Annotated in this window: 20 protein-coding genes and 1 other RNA gene; 5 read left to right on the top strand and 16 right to left on the bottom strand. The window is 34.9% G+C overall.

Annotation, left to right across the window (positions count from 1 at the left end; translation table 11 throughout):
* Positions 1-35 precede the first annotated feature (35 nt).
* Together kdsB and LXH21_RS14280 are read right to left on the bottom strand one after the other, a co-directional pair.
* Positions 36-773, bottom strand: a complete 738-nt coding sequence (gene kdsB, locus LXH21_RS14285) for a 3-deoxy-manno-octulosonate cytidylyltransferase (RefSeq protein WP_239867279.1) — start codon at positions 771-773, stop codon at positions 36-38.
* Between the two features lie 146 nt (positions 774-919).
* On the bottom strand, positions 920-2,344 hold the full coding sequence (locus tag LXH21_RS14280; protein WP_239867276.1) for an ATP-dependent DNA helicase: 1,425 nt from the start codon (positions 2,342-2,344) through the stop codon (positions 920-922).
* A 314-nt stretch (positions 2,345-2,658) separates the two neighbouring features.
* On the opposite strand from LXH21_RS14280, the gene LXH21_RS14275 reads away from it, so the two are divergent.
* Together LXH21_RS14275 and LXH21_RS14270 are read left to right on the top strand one after the other, a co-directional pair.
* The gene (locus LXH21_RS14275) at positions 2,659-3,465 is read left to right on the top strand and encodes a DUF3822 family protein (RefSeq protein WP_239867273.1); all 807 of its coding nucleotides are present in this window, start codon (positions 2,659-2,661) and stop codon (positions 3,463-3,465) included.
* Positions 3,462-4,052, top strand: coding sequence for an RsmD family RNA methyltransferase (locus LXH21_RS14270; RefSeq protein ID WP_239867271.1), 591 nt, complete (start codon positions 3,462-3,464; stop codon positions 4,050-4,052). The genes LXH21_RS14275 and LXH21_RS14270 overlap by 4 nt, the downstream gene beginning before the upstream one ends.
* A gap of 61 nt (positions 4,053-4,113) precedes the next feature.
* Here the strand turns inward: LXH21_RS14270 and LXH21_RS14265 are convergent, their stop codons facing one another.
* Complete coding sequence (locus LXH21_RS14265) at positions 4,114-5,055, bottom strand: ketopantoate reductase family protein (protein ID WP_239867267.1); 942 nt, start codon at positions 5,053-5,055, stop codon at positions 4,114-4,116.
* Positions 5,056-5,149: 94 nt separating this feature from the next.
* Positions 5,150-5,467: RNase P RNA component class A (gene rnpB, locus LXH21_RS14260), an RNA gene on the bottom strand.
* Between the two features lie 211 nt (positions 5,468-5,678).
* On the opposite strand from rnpB, the gene LXH21_RS14255 reads away from it, so the two are divergent.
* Positions 5,679-5,975 carry an SH3 domain-containing protein gene (locus tag LXH21_RS14255; RefSeq protein ID WP_239867264.1) on the top strand — a complete coding sequence of 99 codons (297 nt, stop codon included), beginning with the start codon at positions 5,679-5,681 and terminating at the stop codon, positions 5,973-5,975.
* Between the two features lie 277 nt (positions 5,976-6,252).
* On the opposite strand, the gene LXH21_RS14250 is transcribed toward LXH21_RS14255, so the two are convergent.
* On the bottom strand, positions 6,253-7,089 hold the full coding sequence (locus LXH21_RS14250) for a universal stress protein (RefSeq protein ID WP_239867261.1): 837 nt from the start codon (positions 7,087-7,089) through the stop codon (positions 6,253-6,255).
* A gap of 42 nt (positions 7,090-7,131) precedes the next feature.
* Positions 7,132-7,962, bottom strand: a complete 831-nt coding sequence (locus LXH21_RS14245) for a universal stress protein (protein ID WP_239867258.1) — start codon at positions 7,960-7,962, stop codon at positions 7,132-7,134.
* Between the two features lie 270 nt (positions 7,963-8,232).
* Between LXH21_RS14245 and LXH21_RS14240 the strand changes: the two genes are divergently transcribed.
* Both LXH21_RS14240 and rlmH read left to right on the top strand, forming a co-directional pair.
* The gene (locus tag LXH21_RS14240; protein WP_239867255.1) at positions 8,233-9,471 is read left to right on the top strand and encodes an ATP-binding cassette domain-containing protein; all 1,239 of its coding nucleotides are present in this window, start codon (positions 8,233-8,235) and stop codon (positions 9,469-9,471) included.
* 38 nt (positions 9,472-9,509) lie between these two features.
* Positions 9,510-9,983: a 23S rRNA (pseudouridine(1915)-N(3))-methyltransferase RlmH gene (rlmH, locus tag LXH21_RS14235; RefSeq protein ID WP_239867253.1), complete on the top strand. Its 474-nt coding sequence runs from the start codon at positions 9,510-9,512 to the stop codon at positions 9,981-9,983.
* 29 nt (positions 9,984-10,012) lie between these two features.
* On the opposite strand, the gene LXH21_RS14230 is transcribed toward rlmH, so the two are convergent.
* The 10 genes from LXH21_RS14230 to LXH21_RS14185 form a co-directional block, all read right to left on the bottom strand.
* Complete coding sequence (locus tag LXH21_RS14230; RefSeq protein ID WP_239867250.1) at positions 10,013-10,645, bottom strand: hypothetical protein; 633 nt, start codon at positions 10,643-10,645, stop codon at positions 10,013-10,015.
* Between the two features lie 2 nt (positions 10,646-10,647).
* Complete coding sequence (folP, locus tag LXH21_RS14225) at positions 10,648-11,472, bottom strand: dihydropteroate synthase (protein ID WP_239867248.1); 825 nt, start codon at positions 11,470-11,472, stop codon at positions 10,648-10,650.
* A 22-nt stretch (positions 11,473-11,494) separates the two neighbouring features.
* Entirely contained in the window at positions 11,495-12,871 is a 1,377-nt protein-coding gene (locus tag LXH21_RS14220) for a M28 family peptidase (protein WP_239867244.1), read from the bottom strand.
* A 17-nt stretch (positions 12,872-12,888) separates the two neighbouring features.
* Complete coding sequence (locus tag LXH21_RS14215) at positions 12,889-14,667, bottom strand: discoidin domain-containing protein (RefSeq protein ID WP_394799576.1); 1,779 nt, start codon at positions 14,665-14,667, stop codon at positions 12,889-12,891.
* Positions 14,668-14,800: 133 nt separating this feature from the next.
* On the bottom strand, positions 14,801-16,900 hold the full coding sequence (locus tag LXH21_RS14210) for a glycoside hydrolase family 97 protein (protein ID WP_239867242.1): 2,100 nt from the start codon (positions 16,898-16,900) through the stop codon (positions 14,801-14,803).
* Between the two features lie 122 nt (positions 16,901-17,022).
* Positions 17,023-19,326 (bottom strand): beta-glucosidase BglX, encoded by a 2,304-nt coding sequence (gene bglX / locus LXH21_RS14205; RefSeq protein WP_239867239.1) that lies wholly within the window; start codon positions 19,324-19,326, stop codon positions 17,023-17,025.
* A 1-nt stretch (position 19,327) separates the two neighbouring features.
* Positions 19,328-20,032 carry a carboxylesterase family protein gene (locus LXH21_RS14200; protein WP_239867236.1) on the bottom strand — a complete coding sequence of 235 codons (705 nt, stop codon included), beginning with the start codon at positions 20,030-20,032 and terminating at the stop codon, positions 19,328-19,330.
* Positions 20,033-20,035: 3 nt separating this feature from the next.
* The gene (locus LXH21_RS14195) at positions 20,036-21,412 is read right to left on the bottom strand and encodes a glucoamylase family protein (protein WP_239867233.1); all 1,377 of its coding nucleotides are present in this window, start codon (positions 21,410-21,412) and stop codon (positions 20,036-20,038) included.
* A 192-nt stretch (positions 21,413-21,604) separates the two neighbouring features.
* Complete coding sequence (locus tag LXH21_RS14190; RefSeq protein ID WP_239867230.1) at positions 21,605-23,059, bottom strand: RagB/SusD family nutrient uptake outer membrane protein; 1,455 nt, start codon at positions 23,057-23,059, stop codon at positions 21,605-21,607.
* A 4-nt stretch (positions 23,060-23,063) separates the two neighbouring features.
* On the bottom strand, positions 23,064-26,072 hold the full coding sequence (locus LXH21_RS14185) for a SusC/RagA family TonB-linked outer membrane protein (RefSeq protein ID WP_239867227.1): 3,009 nt from the start codon (positions 26,070-26,072) through the stop codon (positions 23,064-23,066).
* Between the last annotated feature and the right edge of the window lie 172 nt (positions 26,073-26,244).

The raw sequence follows: 26,244 nt of genomic DNA, 5'->3' as shown, positions 1-26,244 counted from the left end.
TATACTTTCATTCAGCTTAATTTTTAATTACTCAATTAAAGATTAAGCTGAATTATTTTTATGGCTTTTTCTAAATCCTCCTTAGTGTCAATTCCGATACCAGCATGAGTTGTTTCTATCATTTTAATTTGTTTTCCAAATTCTAAATAACGGAGCTGTTCTAACTTTTCTGAAGCTTCTAACGATTTCATAGGTAAACTGTAAAAATCTAATAAAGCTTGTTTTCGAAAAGCATACACTCCCACATGCTTCATATAACGCACACCCACATCTGTATCTCTAGGATACGGAATTACAGAACGGGAGAAGTACAGCGCAAAATTATTTTGATTTACAACAACTTTGACATTGTTAGGGTTTTCAATTTCTTCACGTTCAGTGATTTCGAACATAAGTGAAGCTAGATCAACTTTCTTGTCTGTATCATTTTTAAATACTTCAATAATTTCTTTTAATGGATCTGTATTGATAAAAGGTTCGTCTCCTTGCACATTTATTACGATATCAACATCAATATTGGCTACTGCTTCAGCAATACGGTCACTACCCGACTCATGTTCTTTTATACTCATTATAGCCTTACCTCCATGATTCACGATTTCGTCAAAGATCAAATCAGAATCGGTTACTACAAAAACATCATCAAACAATTTTGTATGTAGCGCAGCTTCATATGTTCGTAGAATTACTGTCTTTCCACATAAATCTTGCATAAGTTTGGCGTGAAAGCGGGTCGATGCGTAACGTGCTGGGATAACTGCTATTATTTTCATAAAGAATATTTTTATGCTACGAAATTGTAGGACTCAAAGTAATTTTATTATTTATTTTTAAATTCATTCAAAATAGAACAAATATATTGATTCTTGTAAAAAACTCAATCGGTTACAGGAATGTATTGTTTGTTTTTCGTCGTTATTTATTCGACAAAACTTTCATCTTTAAAACCTATCAAATACAATTTGCTCTTGGCACGCGTCATCGCAGTGTACAACCACCTTATGTAGTCGCGATCGATACCATTAGGCAAATACGGTTGCTCTATAAATACAGTATCCCATTGCCCACCTTGTGATTTGTGACATGTAATCGCATAAGAGAACTTTACTTGCAGTCCGTTAAAGTATTCGTTTTCTTTTACTTTTTGGAACTTCTTGTATTTTGTAGTCTCACTTTCATAGTCTTTCATTACTTCTTCATACAATCGATTGGAATCTTCATATGACAAAGAAGGTGATTCGCTTTTAATTGTATCTAGTAATAAAACAGTTTCAAATGGTTTTTGATTGGGATAATCGACCATTCTTATTTTGACTTTGGCGAATTTAAATCCGTACAATTCGATAATAGTAAAAATTTCTAATACCTCTATAATGTCACCATTAGCAATAAAACCTGCTTCATCTGAGTCTTTAAGCCAGTAATAGTTATTTTTTACAACCATTAAATAATCACCGGTAGAAAGTTCGCTTTCTTTATCTAATATTTTCGTACGTATCTGTTCGTTATATTGATTTGCCCTTTTATTGGATCGAACAATAAATGCTGTATCTTCAATACTATAATTGCTGTATGCTGAATTAATAGCATCTTGAATATCATAACCATCCGTAAGACGGACAATGTCTTTGAATTTTTTTACATCAAACTTGAATTCGGTAATAAAAGAATCTTTCAGTAATTCTCGAAGCTCTGTGGCATTATACAAGATTCCAGAATCCTCTTCTTGACGCATCACTTCGTCAAGTTCAATATGATCAATCTCTTTGTTGTAATGCAAACTCAATGTATCTATATCTAGAGCTGGACTTACATCTAAATTAACTGGCGGCAACTGAGCTGTATCTCCTAGCAAGATCATTTTGCAATTGGTACCCGAATAGACATATGAAATCAAATCATCTAACAGAGAACCATTTTCGTAGAGTTTTGAATCGGAATTCACATCGGAAATCATAGATGCTTCATCTACAAAAAAGATAGTGTTTTTATGTTTATTCGGCTGCAAAACAAAAGATACTCCTCCAGCTGATGACTTCTTGGGAAAATAAATTTTCTTATGAATAGTAAAAGCGGGTTTCTCAGAATAATTGGCAATTACTTTTGCCGCACGACCTGTTGGCGCTAACAAAACATACTTCTTATTGATTTCAGTCAAATTATTAACAATAGTCGAAATGACAGTTGTCTTTCCTGTTCCTGCGTATCCTTTAAGTACAAAAATAGTATCGTCATAACTATCAGTCAAGAAAATAGCAATTTTCTGAAAAAAGATATCCTGCTGGTATGTTGGCGTAAAAGGGAATTTTCTTCGTAAAAGGCTGTATAGTAATGAGGAATTCATCTTGAAAATAGGATTGTATTATTGAATTTCAAAGATAGGATATAGATTTATGATTAACCATTATTTTAACTACAAAGACAAAATACAAAGACGAAGCAACTTTCAGTCGGGTCAGCTACATATAAGAATAATAACGCGGACTGGTAGGAATTGCAGCAATTTGCAGCATTAACTTACCCTCGCTTTATTTACCTATTTACTATTTAATTAGTTATGTCATTTTTATCTCAATTTACTATTGACTTCTACTTTAGACACTGAAATTCTTTTTAAAATTTGTAAGTTTGCCAAAGTAAATTCAAACTGCGTTATTCATGGACATTACCGAAAAGAAATATAAAAAATTATCCATTCAAGTTTCTTTGTCTGGACTTTCTTTTTGTTGTTTTGATACATTAAACAACACTATAAGTTCTTTCAACGAACTGCTTTTTGATACGATAGATAAAGGAGTGAAAATTGAAGATTTATTTTCAGAAGCTTTTCAAAAACATCCTGAATTAAAACAAGATTATGATGAAGTTTCAATCATTCATTACAATAACCTATCTACTTTTGTACCAACTGCCCTATTTGATGAGAACTTTTTAGGTAGCTATTTACAATACAACACAAAAGTTTTTGATACTGATTTTTTCGCTTTTGACGAAATTGAAACATACGATATCAATACCGTCTATATTCCTTACGTGAATATGAACAACTATTTTATTGATAAATTTGGAGCATTTGATTACAAACATGCCAATACAATTCTGCTCACTAGATTGATGCAATTATCAAAAAATAATGATAGCAAAACGATGTGGGTTCACTTTGCTAAGGGTCATTTTGAAATTGTTGTAATTCAAAATCAAAAATTGTTACTGTTCAACTCGTTTGAATATGCAACAGCAGAAGATTTTTTATATTACTTATTATTTACCGCCGAACAGTTAAATATGAATCCCGAAAATTTTGCATTAGAATTGATAGGCGACATTCACACTGATAGTGCATTTTACAAAATAGCATACAAATATGTCCGAAACATCAATTTGATTGATGTTGAGGATTTACGATGGAACAATTATTTTTCTGAGGCCGAAAACAGAAAACATTTTATACTTTTCAACTCATGAGAATCATTTCAGGAAAATTTAAAGGCAGACGAATTTCGCCTCCAAAAGGACTTCCCGTTCGACCTACGACAGACATGTCCAAAGAAGCACTGTTCAACGTTTTAAACAATCATTTTAGTTTTGAAGATTTAAAGATTTTGGATTTATTTGCTGGTACAGGTAATATAAGCTACGAATTTGCCTCTAGAGGAAGCACACCAATTACTTCTGTAGATGGAGATTTTGGATGCGTTAAATTTATAAAAAAGACGGCAGAGGAATTTGATTTTAATATTGCTGCTTTAAAAAGTGATATTTTCAAGTTTTTGGAAAGAAACAATGCAACTTATGACATCATATTTGCCGATCCACCATACAATTTTGATCAAAAAACTTTTGAAAAAATTGTAACTTCTATTTTTGAACGCAATAGTTTGAATGAGGATGGAATGATGGTAATCGAACATTCAAAATATACCAAGCTTGATCACATGATGCATTTTTCATTTAAGAAAAGTTATGGTGGTTCTATCTTTAGCTTTTTCGAACTAAATACAGCGGAAAAAGAAATTTCTGAAAACGAAGATGAGGATGAAGAGGATGAATAACCTTTTATATAATTACAATTACATTAAATTACAGTAGTACTTTTTAAAAAACAAATCTTACTTACACCACTTTCTCTGGTGTAAGTAATGATAGTTTATCAAATACTTTTTGAAAAGAAGGTGTTTCTACCTCATACTTCACTCCTTCATTCACAACATAGGATACTAGTGAATCCAATTCAAAGTTATTACCAGCAAGCGCATCACGATGCATAGAAGAAGTCGTTTCTTTTGGACATTTTTCTAACTTTAAAATAGTTTGCATTATAATATCATCGGGAAGATTAATTCCTTTTACAGCTGCTAACAAAGTAATTTCATGCAATAATGCTACATATAATTCACGGCTTTCGATATTATCCATTACTTCACCAACATTTTGATTGAGGTAAGTTGTGACAGCAGCCAAAGCAGAAATAAACACATATTTTTCCCATACCGCATCTTCGATTGTATCAACCAAAGAACTCTGAATATTTGCTTTTAGAAAAATGGCTTGTAATGCTTTCATTTTGGTCATGGAAGAACTAGGAGAACCAAAATATAATTTTTCGAAATGTCCAACTTTCCTAATTACTGCCGGAGTTTCTATTTTCGATAGTATATAGACACATCCTTGCAGTACATCATTCTCTGGGAATAAAGCACTGATTCGTTCTGGAGCATCAACACCATTATAAAGTGGTAAAATTACAGTGTTCTTTGTGATGCATGCTTTAATCGAATTTAAGCTTGCCTCTAAATCATACGTTTTGGTAGCACAAATGAGATAATCTAATTTGCCAATCACCTCAGGATTATCCGAAGCTTTTGATGGAAAAACAGTCATTTCGGACTCATCCATAATTATTTTAAGTCCGTTTTCAAGTACTTGCTTTTGTGTGAGACCACGTGTGATAAAAACAATTTCTACCGTCTCAGAATCTACAAATTCTTTTGCTAAAAGTCCACCAAAGTAACCTCCTACTCCACCAAGTCCTAAAATTCCTATTCGAGTTTGCATGTGATTGATTTTTGAGAATACTACATCTCAGAAAATGTTTAAAACTATAATCTTCTGCAACTGCAGCGTTTAAATTTTAAACATTTGAGATATTAAAAAAAACAGACCTATAAGCCGGATTCTGTATTCACCGAGGTGAACCCTTATCATTTATCTAGGCTTACAATTGCTCATAAGCTCAAGCTATCTACCCTTCAGCAACGGACGGGAAATCCTTAAATGCTGATATACTTGATATTTCACCGCATAGAGTTTACCTGGTTTCACTACAGCATTACCTGTACATACTTTCTGTTGCACTTGTCCTGACTCAATTGCTTGAACCGACGGGTGTTACCCGCTATGCCTCCCTATGGTGTCCGGACTTTCCTCGGCCCCAATAAATTGGGACAGCGATAAGGCGGTCTGTTCTGCAAATTTACACTAAAAATTAAGACTGTTCACTAAGCCTCTGGCTTTATTTGAGGTCTAATAAGTTATATTTTCAAGTGCTATTTCGTGAATTCTTTGGTATAACCTCCTATTTAATCCTTCTTACTACTAGTTGGTAAATTAACCTATTTGATAGTAAATAATTAATTATAAAACAGTTATCTTTAAAGTCAACCTAAAAACTATTTATTATGACTAAGATGTATCATTATACTTCTGTTGCAAATGCTTTGGATGAATTGCATGAAAATGGTTTTACTTATGATTTTAATATTCATGAGGCCGATATCGTTAAGAACCCAAGTAAATTTGAAATCGTACACGTGTATCGGTACGAAGGTGATTCTAATCCAGATGATGAGGCGGTAGTTTATGGTATAAAATGTACTACTGGAAAAAAAGGAGTGTATGTTGCTGGTTTCGCCGCCAACTCTATTACCGAAGCCCACGAAGTATTAATTAATATAAGTATCAGGGGGCGAAAGTAATACTGAACAATAGCCTTAAAAGGAAACATTGTAATTAAGAAAAGTTCTTTATACACTTAATAAATAATAAAGTGTATAAAGAACTTTTCCTCATTTACAAGACAAACTTTGTGCGAATATTTATTTTTATTTTGCCCAAGGTCGAAGTGACAGCCCCGATTGAAAAAAGTACTTTTTACAGGAGATGCAGAGCGACCAACGGAAGCTCCTGCAACGACCTAGTAAAAAATGCTTTTTGATTGAGGGCTAAAACGAAGAACTGGACGAGGCCCAAAAATTATGACTCGATCGGAATTGCCAGAACTGGATAAGTATATTCTGTTGCTATTTTTTTGGTTAAGCTGTTGTGAAATAATGATTCAAAAAAGCCTCTCTTATATGTTAACATAGTTAATATCTGAATGTCTTTTTGAAGCATAAAATCTAAAATTGTCTCTGTTACTTCATTTGATATAACCACGGAAAAAGTAATTGGGTGTTGAGCAAATTCTTCTTCCCATGATTTTATTAAAGTAGCATTGACATCTGACTCATCTGTTTTTACATACAGACATTTTACGTGTGCATTGGTTTTGCTAGCAATTTTTAGAACTCTTTTGAGTGCTTTTTTATCTTTTTCTCGAAAACGAGTTGTGAATCCAATTGTTTTAATTTTTTTGAAAGGAGCTTCCAAAGGTACGCATAGCATAGGGATATCGATACCATTTAAGACATTTCCAGCATTGGAACCTAGGAAAAATGATTCCCAACCTGTGCTTCCTGATGTACCCATCACGACGAAATCAATCTTATCGTCTACAATTGCTTTTTTAATATTATATACCAAATCACCATCCATAAGACGGTGCGACATTTTAATATGTTGCAAATTGCGCCCCTCTGCAATAGCGCGAAGTTTTGGAATTTCATCTTTGAACATGTCAAATTGTGACAGTTCTAAAGATTCATAAATAATCATATAATTTTCTGGAAAAAACTGATTGTCTACAACAGGTAAATCAAAACTATGTAAAACGATTAACTCCCCGTTCATCGTTTTGGCTAGTTCTAAAGCATGCACAAAGGCATTATTGGCCACTTCAGAAAAATCGGTTGGAAATAAAATACGTTTCATAATACAGATGTTTATTGTGAATAATTTTTAATTAATAGTTAGTTAGGCATGAATTACCAAAAGTGGCACTGCTATATCTTTTGATTTATTTTTACTATAATTTGCTACAAAAAGACGCTCAAAATCTGAGCTTTTGTATGTAAGGATACTAAACACATCTACTGACTCGGCTTTAATAAAATCTAAAGTCACTTGTTTAATATCTTCACTCTTGATACCTAAAAATTGTACCGGTTCAGATTTAAATTCCGCTTCCCATTTTTCAGTTTCTACTTGCGTATGTGCTGCCGCACCATGACCTATATACAAACATTTTACCTTGGCATTTATCATTTTTGCAAGGGCTAGAATTTTATTGAGGGCTATTTTATCCTCAGGTTTATAATGAGTGACAAAACCAAAAGTTTCTAATTTCTTGTATTTTACATCTAAGGGAATGCATAGCATCGGAATTTGCAAACCAGTAACTACAGCTCCAGAATTACTGCCCGAAAATAAAGTCTCCCAATCTGTAGCACTTGAAGTTCCCATTATTAAATAGTCTATGTTTTCTTCAACAATGCATTGTTGTATAGTAGCTACCAATTCCCCTTCCATTAATCTGTGATTCATTTCGATTGCACCATAACCATTTTTTTCCATGATTTTGCGCATTTTTGGAACCTCGTCTTTGAAGAGCTCAAAATGTGATAACTCTAATGTATTATAAACTTCGGTGAAATTCTCAGGGAAAAATTGATCATCAATTGCAGGAATAGCATAAGAATGTAGTAGTATTAATTCACCATGAACTGCATTTGCAAATTCGAGCGCATGCACAAAGGCATTATTGGCCACTTCAGAAAAATCGGTTGGAAATAAAATACGTTTCATAATTATACTAATTTTATAGTTAGTTGTAAAACTAGTCTTAAATTTAGGGCTTAATAATGATATATATCAGTTCCTTATTAAAATTTTAAGATAATTTTGAATCACGCAGCTGTTGATAGGCCAAAGCAAATTCATAAAAAAAAAAGAACGTCTAATAGGCAATTGTCTATGATGCGAATGGTAAAAAATCTGGGAATATTCCATAAAAAATCCTTTTTTGATTTCTTTTTAAACAAAACAATTCTACTTTTATATTTTCAAATACATACAATGCAACAAATTACACACTGGGACATACTTTTGCGCAACCAAGTAGCAAAAAAAGAATTTATAGAAACGATTATTTCTAGTCATGCTGAAGGAGAATTAGCTCCTTTCAATTCAAAAAAGGGAATTCTCTTTTCTGATTTGGCTATAGAAAAATTTATAGAAAGAGAATACCGATATGAGTCGGTGGAAGCTGCGCCAGAAACAGAGCGTCAACTACGTACCTTTTCTTCAGGAGAGCGCAAGAAAGCTTTCTTAAAATACTGTATCAATCAACAACCTGACTTTATTATTCTTGATAATCCGCTGGATCATTTGGACCAGCAATCTAGAAAAGATTTGCACGTTCAGCTCGAAGCATTGGCGAAACAAGTTGTATTAATTCAGCTTGTAAATCGTACAGAAGATTTGTTGTCTTTTATCATTAATAAGCGTGAAATAAAAGACAATACATTTCAGCTTAATCCTCTGGAAGCTACTACTGCAATACAACCTTTTTTATTACAATCAGTTCCTAGCCCAATCGTAACGATAGATTGCCCAGATCCTATCTTGATTCAGATGAACAATTTAAAAGTGAGTTACAATGAAAAACCGATATTAAACAACATTAACTGGACAATTAAGAAAGGAGAATTCTGGCAACTTATTGGACCAAATGGATCCGGAAAAAGTACTATTTTGTCGTTGATTACCGGGGATAATTCAAAGGGGTACGGGCAAGATTTGTACTTGTTTGGAAAAAAGAAAGGAAGTGGTGAAAGTATTTGGGAAATTAAGAAGAATATCGGCCAATTTTCTACAGCCATGATTGATTTGTTTCAAAAAAATCATACTGTTGAGCAAATGATTCTTTCAGGCTTTTTTGACTCTATAGGATTATATATTGAACCCAGCAGTTTGCAAATTAAAAAGATGAATGAATGGTTGGTGTTTCTGCAGATGGAAAGTTTGAGAAAGGTTCCTTTTATTCACCTATCAGTAGGACAACAACGTGTGATCATGATTATTCGTGCGGTTTTGAAACATCCTCCTTTATTGATTTTAGACGAGCCTACAGAAGGTCTGGATGACGAAAATGTAGCCTTGGTTACACAGCTTATTTCGCACTTAGCAAAGGAAACATCTATTGCAATAATTTTTGTATCACACCGAATTGAGAAATTATTGGCTCCCAATTCAATCTTAGAACTTACACCTAAAGTTACGGGTTCTGAAGGAGTGATAAAAAACCAAAACTAGTTACTTATATTTGTGCTCTTACAAGAAACAGACTTTTCATGAACATCAAACTTATTGCCATTGGCAAAACCGATAATAAAGCGTTACAAACATTGATTGATGACTATACGAAGCGCTTGTCATTTTACGTAAAATTTGATTTGGAAGTGATTCCAGACATTAAAAACGTAAAAAACCTATCAGAAAGTCAGCAAAAAGAAAAAGAAGGCGAACTTATTTTATCGAAAATTACACCTACCGATCAGCTAATTTTATTAGATGAGAATGGTAAAAACTTTTCGAGTGTAGGATTTTCTGAAGAGTTACAAAAGAAAATGAATTCAGGAGTAAAAACCCTCGTTTTTGTTATAGGCGGACCTTACGGCTTTTCGGAGACTGTATATGCAAAAGCAAAAGGGAAAATTTCATTGTCCTTAATGACCTTTTCCCATCAAATGGTGCGCTTGTTTTTTATTGAGCAATTGTACCGAGGTTTTACTATTTTAAGAAATGAACCCTACCATCATCAGTAAATTAGATATTTCGTCGAGAACACTTTACACTAATAAATAAATTCTAAAGCTAGGCTATCAGCAATATGCGTTTTAAAATCTTTCATTAGTATTTTATCTTCAATATATTCTTGATAGCTCATGTTCTTGTCAAATAGGAATACTAATTTGGGAGTGATTTTAAATTTTACCTCTTGAAACTTTTCATATAACTTTGCCTTTTCAACTTCCGAACCCAATAAGTACACGGTTGGACTTCCTTTTTTCATATGAAATATCAAAAAATCTTCAGTTGGTTTTTCTAATTTATAAAGTACATTGGTAAATGGTAAAAACGCCATATTTTTTCCGATAGAGTCAGCATAGGCATAAAAGTTCTCCGCTTTTTCATTTTTATGCGCTTTTTCTTTGCGTTTTTTGTCTTGTAGTTTAATGACCTCTGGAATTACCAATTTAAGCGGCAAGCGCTTGTCGATATTAAAAATCCAATTGGTCGTTATAATACTGTTCTTTCTGTTTACTTCTACCAATGTATCCTTATTTTCAGTTCTAAAAAAAAGGTAAATTGGTGAATGGTCTACGACATCATTTACAACAGTAACTGCTGCTTTAGGAAGTAAAATATCTTCTTTTTTCCCGCAAGAAACTAAAACTAAAACTAAGAGCAAACTTAAATATTTCATAATTATATTTTTACTTTTTCAAACAATAGTATCGCTTCTGCTGCTTCTTTTACATCGTGGACTCTTAGAATTTTGGCTCCTTTAGACAATGCAATCGTATTTAATACTGTAGTTCCATTTAGTGCATGATCAGCGCTAGTGTTTAATGCTTTATAAATCATTGATTTTCTAGAAACTCCTGCTAGTAGCGGTAAATCAAGAATCGTAAATAACTCTAATTTTTGAAGTACTTCATAATTTTGCTCCAATGTCTTAGCAAAACCAAATCCAGGATCCACGATTATATCATTAATTCCAAGACTACGTGCCACGCTTACACGTTCTGAAAAATAGAACAACATCTCTTTTACAATATCATTATAGTCAGTCATGGTTTGCATCGTTTGTGGCGTACCACGCATGTGCATCATGATGTAAGGAACATTAAATTTGGCAACGGTTTGCAACATTTTGTCATCTAACTTCGCTGCAGAAATATCATTGATGACTGCAGCGCCATTTTCAATCGCAACCTTGGCCACTTCACTCCTGAAGGTGTCAATTGAAAGCATTGCATCGGGGAAGTTTTTCAAGATCAATTCAACGACTGGAGCAACTCGATTAATTTCTTCCTTTTCTGATACAAAATCAGCATTTGGTTTACTAGAATATGCTCCTATATCTATAAACGATGCACCATCGGCCAGCATTTTACTTACTTGAGAAAGTATTTCTGATTCCTCTTTATATTTACCCCCATCAAAAAATGAGTTGGGAGTAACATTCAAGATGCCCATTACTTTTGGTATTTCTAAATCTATCAACTGACCTTTGCAATTTATTGTCATCTTCACTTTATCTTACAAACATTTATAAAATTCCTCTTTGATCCATTAAATACATCAAGGAAGCCATCGTTCCTGTACCCAATTCTAGTTCTCTTTTATCAACTGCATCAAATTTATCATTTGCAGCATGATGGTAATCAAAATAACGCTGCGAATCAGGTTTTAAACCTGCTTTAACAATGTTTTTAGAGGTTAATGGGCCAATGTCTGAGCCGCTGTGGCCTTCAACAAAACTATGAATTAAATAAGGTTCGAATAACGTATTAAATTCTGCAATCTGGTCAAAATTCGCTTTATTACATTCTAACGAAAATCCTCTTGGACTAAATCCTCCTGAATCACTTTCTAATGCAAAAATATGATTTTCATTGTTTTTTAAAGATAGCTCTTCGTATTTTTGACCTCCTCGTAAACCATTCTCTTCATTCATAAAAAGCACCACTCTAATCGTGTTTTTTGGTTTGTACCCTATGTTTTTAAAAATATTAGCCACATCCATACTTTGCACTACTCCTGCTCCATCATCATGTGATCCATCAGCAAGATCCCATGAATCAAGATGTCCGCCTACAACCATAATATTTTCTGGCGTTACTGAACCTTTAATTTCTCCCACTACGTTATACGAAAGTACGTCTTCAAACTGCTCGCAAGACTGCTTGAAGTAGAAATTCAACTTTGGGTTTTTCTTTAAAGTTTTACTTAATAATTCTGCGCCATTAGTACTAATTGCGGCAGTAGGTATGTATTTTGACTTAGGTAAGTCACCATAGCTTTGCGCTCCTGTATGCGGAAAATCATCTAATCTTAGATTTAGCGAACGCACAATAGTTCCTACTGCGCCAAGTTCTGCTGCTTTTTGTGCACCAGCATAACGTTGATCTACGGCTCCTGAATAGGCATGAAACGATTCAATTTGTTCGTTATCCATTGGTCTATTAAAAAAGACAATCTTTCCTTTCACTTTCGTTGCTCCTAGTGCTGCTAATTCTTCAAAATTCTGAACTTCTATAACCTCTGCAGTTAAACCATTTTTGGCTGTAGCCACTGAACCTCCCAATGCGCAAATAGGTACTACAGTTTTTGCTTTATTATCTAAAATATAGGCCGTTTCTTTTTCGCCTCTTACCCATTTAGGAACCATTACTTCCTGCAAGTACACTTTATCAAATCCTAATTTTTCCATTTCAGCTTTGGTGTATTGCACCGCTTTCTTAGCATTTGCAGAACCTGACAAACGCGCTCCAATATCATTCGATAAATAGTCTAACCATGTGTATGATTTCGAGTTGGTTAATGCTTGTTTGTAGATTTCTTTTAATACTTGCTCGTCTGTTTTTTGAGCAAAAAGCGAACTAGTTCCTAACAGAAATAATGCGACTACCGTTATTTTTTTCATTGGTTATATAATTTAGTTTATTCTGATTTCATGACTGGTGTTCGGGCTCCTATACCATTATTATTAAACGCTTCTATTTGGAAATAATAAGCATCAGACCTGTCTAGTCCATTAAAATAATATTCGTTTTTCCCGTAAACCATAATTGCACCGTACATTTTATCGGGAGATTTACCAAAGTAAATAACGTAACCGTCAGCAGAGGGTTCCTGTTGCCACTTAAACCAAACATTGCGGCGTTCTCCTTTCACTTTTGGTGCAGAACGTAAAGGAACAAAATTATTTACAGATTTCGGAATTTCTCCATTCCCTTTTCCAAAAGCTCTAAATCCAGATAAAGCAAATTTACCGGTTGGCATTCCCATATTTACAATTTTTAAATAACGAGCTTGAGCTGGCTTTTTTAATTCGATATAATCATGAGGAACATCCTTGTCATTCTTACTTTTATCAATAAGCACTTTCCAATCTTTGTAATTATCTGATGCGTATATAATGTACTTATGACCAACAGTTGTTTCTGGTTTCCCCATTAAAGTAACGTCTTGATCAGCAAAGTTGATTTGTATTGCATTAATGGTACTTTTTTCACCCAAATCAGTAGAAAGCCACTCGCCTTTATCAGCACTTTTTGCCGACCAATAGGTTTTTATATCTTCATTCACCGCATTATTAGCTTGAAAACCTCCAAGTGTTGAAGAAACTTGGACGGCTTTATTGTAGTTCAACAACATCCAGCCCGTGAAGTTTTCATTCAGATGATTCTTCTTCTCTGATGGTAAGTAGGTTGGGTAATCTCCGTATGCCGTATTCGAATACAATATATCATCTTTATCAAAGCCAGCAGGCCAGATTCCGATGCGTCTTTCGAAATTATTTTTTGTTCCAATAACAATTGTCGAAACATGCCAGTAATCTTCATTACTATCTTGGTACGTTGCACCATGTCCTGCACCCCTAGCAAAACCACCTGGTTTATAAGAGAATGGATTGTGAGATTGATATGTAAAAGGTCCTAGTGGTTTGTCACCAACATATACGCCGTCTCCATAACCGCTAAACTCTGTTCCAGGTCCGCCATATTGCAAATAGTATTTATTATTGTATTTGGTCATGAATGCACCTTCCATAAAAGGTTGCATGAAGGTGTTGTCGTTGTTTTCACCAAAGCGTTCCCAGCCATGTTCATCATCGTTCAATGCAATTAACGGCACACGATCTCCCTCTGGCTGAAAAGTTTTTCTATTCAATTTCACACCGTATAATGGATACATATTACTCGAACCGTAGTATTCATAAAGTTCGTCTTTATCTTCATCCCAAAAAATAGCTGGATCCCACGCTGCCGCTTCAGATTTATGAACCAATTCTTTCCAATCGTCTGTCGATGGATTTTTACTCATCCAGATTGGAAATTCCTTTCCGTGTGTCGAACCTACAACAAGCAAAGTATCGTTGACAAATGAAAGCGATGGTGCACATAGTTCGTCATAGACATCGTGCTCTGGTCTCAGGAATTTTCGAGAAATAAATTTCCAATCAGACATGTCTTTACTGTGCCAATATCCCCATTGATTGGTTGAAAAAAGATAGTATTCCCCTTTAAAATAGGTAATCACAGGATCTGCTGTAGCTCTGTGTTTTCCTTGAGTAACAAAATCTGGAATGGGACAGTAACCATAATCTAGATTTATGGGATTACAATACGTTTTGTTTTGTGCAGTTGCCTCAGTTAAGATAAAACTCAGACCGATCATTAATAAACTGCTAATCATTTTATTTTTATACATCATCATTTGGATTTTAATGTTTGTTTATTCTATATAAAAAAAGCCTGCAAGAACACGCGAACTTGCAGGCTTTTAAGGCTATTTTTCGAAAATTATTCTAAGCCGTACATTTTGCATTACTTTAGAAAATTTTCAATTATTAGTCTATAAGTTGGAAGCTAATTGCTGTTCCTCCTCCTGCTGCCAAATTTAATTTTAGCTTCGATTTACTTGTAATTGTAAGTGTAGTGATTTTATAAGCGATTGGATTCGCTTTCCAATCAGCGTCTTTTGCATCGGCGTAAATAGTTGCTTTGTATTTTTTTCCTTTCGTTAAAAATTCCAAACTAACAGTGGTGTTTCTAGCATTTTCATCTGTGATTGCACCTAGGAACCAGTCTTCAAAACCTTTTGCTTTTCTCACTACCGTTAAATAATCTCCGGGTTCTGCTTCTAGATATTTACTATCATCCCAGTCAACAGCTACGTCTTTTATAAATTGAAAGGCATCGCTATATTTCTCGTAATTTTCAGGTAAATCAGCTGCCATTTGCAGAGGAGAATACATTGTAACGTACAATGCCAATTGCTTGGCTAAAGTAGTATGCACTTGCTCCGTTTTCGATTTATCGTAATGGCTCATTTTTATTTCGAATATTCCCGGAGTGTAATCCATAGGACCTCCTAATAAGCGAGTAAATGGTAAAATAGTCTCGTGCATAGGTGCATTACCGTTGCTCCAAGCGTTGAATTCATTTCCACGAGCAGCTTCTGCCGCAATGAAGTTGGGATAGGTTCTGCTATAGCCTGTAGGTCTAGTCGACTCATGAGAATTGACCATCAACTTATAATCTGCTGCTCGTCTTGCAACAAAATTAAAGTGATTCACCATACTTTGTCCGTCATGAAATTCACCACGAGGAATAATTTTCCCTACGTATCCTGTTTTGGTTGCTGGATAACCGTATTTCACCATATTTTCGAAATTTCGATCTAAATGGCGCTCAAAATTAGACACTGATCCTGAAGTTTCATTGTGCATGATCATTTTTACATTTTTTGATTTTGCGTAAGCTGAAACTGCGGCAATATCAAAGTCAGGATACGGACTAACAAAGTCAAAAACTTCTTCTTTCCAGTTTCCAAACCAGTCTTCCCAACCTACATTCCATCCTTCTACTAGTACACCATCAAAACCATGTTTAGCAGCAAAATCAATGTATCTCTTCGTATTTTCAGTAGTTGCTCCGTGTTTTCCTGACGGAATTAAATCTTGTGTTAATGAGTTTTGAGCATTTTGCGAACCAGCAAAATCCCAAGTTGATTTCCCTACGTGCATTTCCCACCAGATTCCAACATACTTCATTGGTTTAATCCAAGAAGTATCTTCGATTTTTGAAGGATCGTTCAAATTCAAAATCATCTTAGAACCTACAATATCTCTAGCATCATCACTAATCATGATTGTTCTCCAGGGCGATACACATGGCGCCTGTAAATAGGCTTTATCGCCTATCGCATTAGGAACCAACTGTGCTGTAAAATCAAAGTTCTTCACATCAACATTAAGATGCATTACCGGATAATTAACGACTGCTGCCTCAAAAATATTTACATACAAACCCGCATCTGATTTCATCATTAACGGTGATTGCACAATGTATTTTCCGGGAATCGATTTGACACCAATTCCATTGTTCATATCTATTTTCGAATTATCAATCTCTGATAACTTGGTTTCGTTGTACCCGTATTCATTACTATCAAAATCACCAGGAAGCCAGAATGCTTTGTAGTTTTCAGTTAAGTTGAATTGCGAAACTTCATCAGAAATGATAAAATAGTTCAGTTCTTTCTGTTTTGGAAAATCATATCTAAAGGCAATTCCCTCATCAAAAACTCTGAAGAAAATAGTCATTTTGATATTTGATTCTTTCTGTATCAAAGCTACTTTTAGTTCGTTGTAACGATTTACAATACTAGCTTGTTCACCAAGCACGGGTTTCCAACTTTCATTGAAGCTAGAATTCTCCACTTTTTCAATTGTAAAGTCAGTAGTAAGCGCCGCTTTATCTTTCAAAGTAAATCCCATCGCGCTCTTTTCAACCACCGTGTTCTTGTTGTATTTTACAGAATAGGTAGGCTGGCCAGTAGCACTAAGTTTAAAATTGACCTCAATTTTTTTTGAAGGAGATACGGCAGTTTGCGCCGCTATATAACTCGAAGAAAAGAGCACTAAGGCTACTAATAGATGTTTCATATTTCTTGGTATTTGTTTGCTGTTGCTAAAGTAAAGATTCTAAATTCGATTAAGATATTGCAGTTATAAAAAACCCTTCGGAGACTAGGCCGAAGGGTAACAAAGTTGCAATAAAAACCAAATTATTTATCCAAAAGGAAGTCAACTTTATTTGCTGTATCTGAATTAGTTCCAATAAACACTTCAAATTGGCCAGCTTCAGCATCGTAGTTCAAGTCTGAATTATAGAATTTTAAATCTTCAACTGTGATTTCGAAAGTCACTGTTTGCTTTTCTCCTTTTTTCAAGAATATTTTTTGGAAACCTTTTAGTTCTTTCACAGGTCGCGTTACTGATCCCACAACATCTCTGATGTATAATTGAACAATTTCTTTACCGTCATAATTTCCTGTATTTGTAAGTTCAACGCTCGCTTTGATCGTTTGGTTAGCCGTCATTATAGTATTAGACAGTTTTAAATTAGCATACTCAAAAGAGGTATAACTCAGTCCAAAACCGAAAGGGAATAATGGTTCGTTTCTCTCATCGATATAGTTTGATTTGAATTTTTCAAACTTTCCTTCTGAATTTCCTAATGGTCTACCAGTATTTTTTTGATTGTAATAAATAGGCACCTGCCCTACACTTCTAGGAAAAGTTGTCGTTAATTTTCCTGACGGATTCACATCTCCAAACAATACATCAGCAATTGCCGTTCCTGCTTCACTACCTGCAAACCAAACATCTAGTATTGCTGGTACATTTTCTTTTTCATAATTTAGAACTAATGGTCGTCCGTTAAAAAGAACTAACACAACTGGCTTTCCTGTTTTAAGAAGCGCCGCTAATAAATCTTGCTGTGCTTGCGGAATTTCTAAGTTGGTTCTACTACTACTTTCTCCACTCAACTCAGCCGATTCTCCAAGAGCAGCAACAATTATATCTGCTTTTTCAGCTGTTTTTAAAGCTTCGGCTAATAATTCTTCCTTAGTTCTGTCGTCTCTGTGTAGCGTTTTACCAAACATTGTTGCTTTTTCTTCAAAGGCAGCGTCATAGTCTAAATTGCTTCCTTTAGCATATAAAATAGTAGCTGCATTTTTTGAAACTTCTTTAATCCCAGCTAATAAAGAAATTGATTTCTCCATGTTTGTTGCCACGCTCCAAGTTCCTGCCATATTTTCTTTGGCATCAGCCAAGGGTCCTATAACCGCAATAGTCGCAGTCTTTTTCAAAGGTAATAATTGGTTTTCATTTTTCAATAATACTAGTGATTGTGCCGCTATATTTCTAGCTTCAGTACGATTTGATTTTGTGAAAATTTCGTTTTTAGCACGACTCACATCACAATATTTATAAGGATCTTCAAATAATCCTAAGTCATATTTAGCGTTCAAAATAAGACGCACTGCATTATCTATTTGCTCTATAGTTACTTTTTTCTCATCTAGCGATTTTTTCAAAGTAGTAAGAAAACCTTCTCCTACCATGTCCATTTCAATTCCTGCATTTAATGCCAAAGCTGATACCGTTTGTAAATCACCCATTCCGTGTGCGATCATTTCAGGAATTCCTGTATAATCAGTCACCACAAAGCCTTTAAAACCCCATTGATTTCTAAGTACATCAGTCATCAACCATTTGTTTCCTGTAGCTGGAATTCCGTCTACTTCATTAAACGAAGCCATCACAGATCCTGCACCAGCGTCAATTGCCGCTTTGTAAGGAGGGAAATAGTCATTATACATTTTGATTCTACTCATATCAACAGTGTTGTAATCGCGTCCTGCTTCAGGAGCCCCATACAATGCAAAATGCTTTACACATGAAAGAATAGAGTTGTTATTAGAAAGGTTGTCTTGTTGGTACCCATTCACCATTGCTTTTGCAATTTGGCTTCCCAAATAAGCATCTTCACCTGAACCTTCAGAAACACGTCCCCAACGAGGATCGCGAGAGATATCGACCATTGGTGAAAATGTCCAATTGATTCCGTCAGCACTTGCTTCCTGAGCAGCAATTTGAGCTGTTCTTTCGATTAAAGGCATGTCCCAACTACATGACAATCCTAGCGGAATAGGAAAAGTAGTTTCGTAACCGTGAATCACATCCATACCAAAAAGTAACGGAATCTTTAAACGGCTTTTTTCTACTGCGATCTTTTGAACTTCCTTAATTTTTTGAACAGATTTGATATTAAAAAGTCCGCCTACTTTACCGTCTTCAATTTTTTTAGCTACATCTGAGCTTTCGCTTCCAGCTCCTGTAGTAATATCTCCTGAGGTAGGTAAATTCAGCTGACCTATCTTTTCATCAATAGTCATTTTGGCCATTAAATCAGCTACAAATTCTGCCTTAGGTTTTATCTTAACTGTTTTTTTCGAACTCTTTTTTTGGCTGTAGCCAAATGCCGAAAAGCATAGTAAAGCCACAATTAATTTGTTATTCATTTTATTTGTTTTTAGTTTGTTTAAACATCCACTCATAAATCTCCTTGTTGTCATACACGCGACTCCAACTGTCATGATTTGCATCATCAAAAATGGTCAAGGTTACATTCCCATTCGAAGCTTTTAATCTTTTATACATCATCACAGAATAATTCATATCGACTACATCGTCTAACAGTCCGTGAAAAATCTTGATTGGCATCGATGCTAATTTTTTATTTTCTAAAAGAACTACGCGATCTACGGCTCCAGCAATAGTTACTAAGGCCGCAAATTTTTCAGGGTGGGCTGTAGCCAAATTCCAAGCTCCCCAAGCGCCCATACTTAAACCTGTTAAATAGATTCGGCTATCATCGATGTTATGTTCTTTCTGAATTTTTAATAGTAATTCATAAAGCGAGTCGGTATCCCAATATTCATTTTCTGCACACTGTGGCGCCAGAATATATGCATCTAAAACATTTGTCTTTAAATATTTGAACGGGCCATGCACCTTTACTTTTTCGATATCCGTTCCTCGCTCTCCTGCTCCGTGTAAAAAGACGATCAGCGGTTTTTTGTCCTTACTGTTTTCAGGAATATGTAACGCATACTGAATGCTTTTTTTCTTTACTACTTCTGTTTTCACCGTTCCAGCAATATCTTTTTGAGCAAAACTGAAATTCGAAAACAATAGTACGATAGAGATTAATTTAAGCTGTTTCATAGTTTAGAAATTATACTTGCTAGAATGAAAACCTAATGCTGTTAAAGCAGGTTTCATCTCAGGAGCGTTCATAAATAATTTCCATAATAATCCAGAACGATAATTTTCGATCATAGGGGCAATTGTTCCTTGGTCTATCGCCAAATATCTTTTAGTTACCCAACTATAATGTGGCGAAAAAGCATCGTAAGGACCTGCTTTTCCAACGTATTGATTTCGTTTTTCACCATAGATGTAATGTAAAAACTTCATTGATTCTTCTGGTGTATAAGGAAAAGAAGACAAAGCCGCTGTAGGTGTAATGACTCCAAAATCACTATCTGTATCGTGAGCAGCATATCCTGTTGAACCATCTGCATTGCGAGTATAACTGGCAGTTAATCCCCAAACTGAATCAGAATAACCATTCCACTTTTTAGGATTTTCTACAGCATATTTATGCATGATTTTAGCATGGTTTTGTGTTACATCACCATAGTTTGCGTATTGATCAACCAACTGTGATGGGTCTAATCCTAAGTACGAATACTGAGCCCAAAACAACGGCCCAACATCGCCACTAACCGTGTTGTATTGAAATAATAATGGAATATCTAGCTGCGTTTTTGTTGATTTGATCGCTCCACTTCTAGCCCACCCTTCGTGATAAGCCGCCGCAGGAATTGGGTGCGTGGTTGATGCCGCTCCAAGGATGTAAGCAATTAAGCATTCATTATATCCTTCTAGTTTGAATTTCATTTCCCACTCATAAGTTGGAGACCAGTGCCAATACATGGCATTTTCTCCATTAGTGTACCAACTCCATTCTACGCCTTTCCACAATTCATCAGCTAGCGTTGCAAGATTTTTTTCTGCTTCATTTCCGTTTTTGAAATACTCTCTAACAGTAATTAACCCTTGACTTAAAAATGCAATTTCGACAATGTCTCCACCATCATCTTTCCCACCAAAAGAGATTGCTTTACCAGTCGCTCCATCCATCCAATGTGCCCAAGCACCGTGAAAACGATCGGCTTTTTTAAGAAATTGCATTGCAGTTGTCATCCGACTCACTGCTTCTGCTCTTGGAATAAACCCTCTTTCAACTCCAACAATTAAAGTCATCAATCCAAAACCTGAACCACCGGTTGTCACTTTATTTTTTTCGAAATCAGGATCATCAACTAAGTATCGTTCCCTCGCTAGTTTTGAATTTGGTTCAGCATAATCCCAAAAATATTTTAAGGCATCTTTTTGAACTTGGTCTAGTGCTTCTTGATCTGTAAGTGGTGGTATATTAGTATTGACACTGGGATCAGAAGAACTTGCGCTTTCCCCATTTGAAGCACTGGAACAAGAACTTAGAATATTAAAAAGCAATATAAATGCAGCTATTTTCATTTTTAAAAAGCTTTAAATTTTAGATAATAACTCTTACTAATACAGCAGAAAATAGTTCCACAACTTCAAATGAATGAAGTTATGGAAAACAATTTTCAATTATTCTAAATATGATTTATTAGCAAGAAGTAGTAAGTTGCAGTCTTTATAACTTTTTAACTGCAACTATATTTATAAAGGATCTAATAGAAATTAGTATCCAGGATTTTGTGTTGATAGTCCACCCGTTTGTTCAAGGAATACTTGTGGAATAGGGAAAACTTCATGCTTACCAGTTACAAATGTTTTACCGTGAATAGTAAAAGCTGCAGCTGCTTGACCTGTACGAACAAGGTCGAAATAGCGGTCGTGCTCAAAGGCCATTTCGACTCTTCTCTCTTTCCATATTGCTGCTCTCAAATCAGTTTGAGATACTGCTGTGGTATTTGCTAATCCCGCTCTAGTTCTAATTTGGTTCAACAACGGAACTGCATCTGCTGTTTGCCCTAATTCATTTAATGCTTCTGCTTTCATTAAGATTACTTCTGCAAAACGTAGGTATTTAATATTAGCATCTGTCTCCCAGCCATCAGTGTAAGACGAAGAATAAGCTTTGTAATTGTATCTTGGATTTTCAACCGTAGTTGGCACTACTCTACCATCGTATAAAGTTGTACCTGCAAAGATAATTGTAGCATTTTTTCGAACATCATTTGCTTCGTAAGCATTTAATAAACTTTGAGAAGGTGTGTTAAAACCCCATCCCCATCCTCCAGCGCCACGAGCACCTTGGACATTTGAATACCCTGCAATTCCTTTTGCGGGAATACTTCCAGTTCCTTGAATTTCAAAAATTGATTCTGCATCATTTTCTCCTGCCAATTTAAACATAGAAGCATAATCTGATACCAGACTATAACCCGTAACTAGGTTGCAATTGTCAACTACCTTTTGCCAATTTTTTTGATATAAATTTATTTTAGCCAACAAAGCATAAGCCGCTCCTTGAGAAGCTCTTCCTACTTCTGTAGAAGAATAAGAAGATTTCAAAGGTAAAACTGCTGCCGCTTCAAGAAGGTCTTTTTCTATAAATGCATAAACCTCTTCTTTACTTTTTCGAGTCAACTGCATAATTCTGTCATCTTCCGAAGATTGAATTGGTAGGTGATCAATTATTGGTACACCACCATATGTTTTAACTAATGTAAAATACATGAAAGCTCTTAAGAATTTTGCTTCCCCAACTAATCTGGCACGCACAGTTGCATCTGCCTTATCCAATTGCGGGATGATATCAATTGCTTGATTGCATCTATTAATTCCAGCATAATTTGCAGTAAAAATTTCAGCAACAGATGGAGACGATGAATTAAATGTAAGGGCATCCAAAACATCTTTATCAGAACCTGTATCACCAGGAGATGATCCTTTATCAGCGTCGTCAGAGGCGATACTTGTCAATCCTACCCAAGAGAATGCAGACATATCGAAGCTTAAAAATTTATTATAAATTGCTGTGGTAAATGTAGCAGCACCTTCATTACTATTAAATAATTCGATGTCTTCCGTTTTGATTGATTCTGTTGCATCAACATCAAGGTAATCACTAGAACAACTAGCCATAAATAGTGTGGATAATGCAAACAGTGAGATATATACTTTTTTCATAATATTAAAATTTTAAATTAGCACCAATTACGATTGATCTTAATGTAGGATAAGCATTTAGCTCTATTCCTTGAGTTCCATAAGGATCACTATCTCCATTTAATTCAGGTGAGAATCCAGAGAATTTTTGCGTGATAAATGGATTGATTGCATTTACGTACAAGCGGCAATAGTTGATAAATCCTTCTTTAAGTGGTAATTTGTAACCAAGTGTTATATTGTTCACTCTAAAAAAGTCTCCTGATTCTACGTAATAGGTAGAAGCAACCGGTACTTGGTTAAAAGGAGCTGGGTTTGATGCTGTAGTATTAGTTGCTGTCCAGAAATCTGTTGTCAAAGATGCCTCTACATTTTCACCACTAAAGCGTTGTGCTTTTTTACCATTGTAGACTTTTGCTCCAGCAGTACCATAACCATCTACAGAAAAATCGAAATTTTTGTAATTAACTCCAAGAGTTACACCGTAGTTAGATTTAGGCAAAATAGAACCAACATATTTTTTATCTGTCGCTTCTTTTAATTCAGATTGCACTACCTTCTCTCCAGCCGCATTGTAATACAACATATTCCCGTTAGCTGCGTCAATTCCTGCGTATTCGTACACATAAAAACTACCTAATGCTTGTCCTACAGAACTGTTATCAAGTTGTTTTGTAAACTGACCATTTCCCAAATTCCCTCCTCTTATTGGACTAATATTCGAATTTTGAAGACTTGCCAATTTATTTGTATTATTAGAAAAGTTACCTCCTACCCAGTAAGACAAATTATCGCTAATCTTATCATCCCAACGTAAAGCTATCTCATAACCTTTATTAGATATTTCTCCAACTTCAGCCGGCGTTGGATCAGTAATTCCTGAAGTCAAATAAGGTTTTGTATATAAAATAACATTGGTAGTTGCTTTATCATAAACATCAAATGATCCCTTTAATTTACTATCAAATAATTCAAAATCAAGTCCAATAGTAGTTTCTTCGGTCACTTCCCATGTCAAACTAGGATCTATAAGTGAATTGATTGTAGTTCCTTCATTTAAGATTGAACCACCTAGGTAGTAACTTAAACCTGATGTGTAAGATTGGTTATTTAATGGTACAGTTTGATTACCTAGTTTACCCCAACCTCCTCTAAGTTTTAACAAATTAATAGTTTTTACATCTGCCATGAAATTCTCTTTGGAAATTACCCAACCCAAACCAAAAGCAGGGAAAGTTCCCCAACGGTAATCTTTAGCAAAATTAGAAGATCCGTCGCGTCTCACAGTACCTGTGAATAAGTATCGGTCTAATAATTTGTATTGAAAACGTCCAAAATAAGAAGCTAATTTAGTTTCGTTTAAAATATCATCTTTATAGCTTGTAACGGTACCCGCGTAATCAACATCTGTTAAAGACCAGTAATTTGAATTGGCATTTACATCTCTTCTGATAACGGTCATTCGTTCTCTACCACCTCTGACAGATGTTTCCATACCCGCAGTAACTTCTACATCATGAATATCTCCAAAAAGTTTATTATAAGTGAAGTAGTTAGATAAATTCCAGTTGAAATATTGATCACGTCCTCGTTCTAATGAATTAATATTTTTATCTGCTGGATAGACAATTGTACTTAAATTTCCTGGATTATTATAAGTATTGAAAATTTCTTGCGTAGCCTCATAATTGTATTTCTTCCAAGAGTAATATTCACCGTTAAATTGCGATGTAAACTTTAATGAACTTGAAATATCATAATCCAGTTTTAAACCTCCTTGAAGTGTGATACTACGTTGCTCTTCATCTGTATAATCAAGTTGTGCAACAGGATTACCAACATTATTAAATGAAGATCCAGCTGTTCCTGCGGTTCCATCAGATCCTACAAACGAAACTCCATATGACCCATTGGAAAAACGAACAGGTACAATTGGTGATTGCTTGTAAGCACTTGTAAAAGCATCTAGCGGCTTAGGAGCAGAATTAGCAGATGTAAAGCTTAAATTTTGAGTTATCTTTAATTTATCTGAAATTCTGTATTCATTATTATTTCTGAAAGTAAAACGACTATAGTTTAAACCATCTAATACTGCCTTTTCTTCGTAATTTCCAGCACTAAAAAAATATTTTATATTTTCACTTGATCCAGATAGCGATACGTTATTTTGAGAATAAGTACCTGTTCTTGTAACTGCGTCCAACCAATCTGTATTTACTGGCTGATTTTCTGAGAAAGTTGCAGTACCTAAAGCTGCATTTGTGTAGCGCGCATAAGCATTGCTATCAGCCATTTGTACCTTTTTAAGAGGATTTCTGAAACCTGTAAAGCTTTCGACTTCAACGGTTACTTTATCGCCTTTTCCTTGTTTTGTAGTAATTATTATAACACCATTTGCTGCTCTAGTACCATAAATAGCCAATGCAGATGCATCTTTTAATATCTCATAAGAGGTGATGTCATTTGTATTGATATTATTGATATTCTCAGTTGGCATACCGTCTACAACGTAAAGCGGTGACCTACCACCGATTGCAGTTCCTAAACCTCTAATAACCACAGATGGTGAACTCCCTGGTACATCAGAAGAAATAACTTGTACACCCGCAGCTTTACCTTGAATCGCTTGAGAAGCATTCAAAACTTTCCTTTGAGATACCTCTTCTGCTTTAAGAGAAGTTATCGATGTGGTATTATCAACCTTTTTTCGGCTACCATAACCAATAATTACAACTTCGTCCAATTGTGTGTCTTTGGATTCACTTAGTGTAACAGTCATAAAACTTGCAGTCGCTTTTAGAGAAACCGTTTTAAAACCAATCATTGATATTTTGATCATTTCTCCGACATTTGCCTTAATCGAAAAGTTACCATCAATATCGGTATCTGTACTAGAATTTGAAGAGGCAGCAGCAACTATTGCACCCGGTACGCCCAAACCTTCTTTATCTAGTATCTTACCTTTAATTTCTTGACCAGACATATATGCCGGAAGAAAAACAAGTGCTATTAAGCCCAAAATAATATTTCTCATGAATAAATAATTTAAATAGTTAGTGGTGCCAAATTAGATAATTACAACGTTATAGCAGTTAGTTTAGGAGTACTACATTACTACATCAAAAAGAACTATTTATTAATCAAAATACTGACTTACAGTTGATTAAAAAAATTTAAATTAATCTATTTATCACCGTTGATGTAGT

The sequence above is a fragment of the Flavobacterium algicola genome (assembly GCF_022399565.1).
GTDB lineage: Bacteria > Bacteroidota > Bacteroidia > Flavobacteriales > Flavobacteriaceae > Flavobacterium > Flavobacterium algicola.
This window is presented reverse-complemented; position numbering and strand designations above follow the sequence as displayed.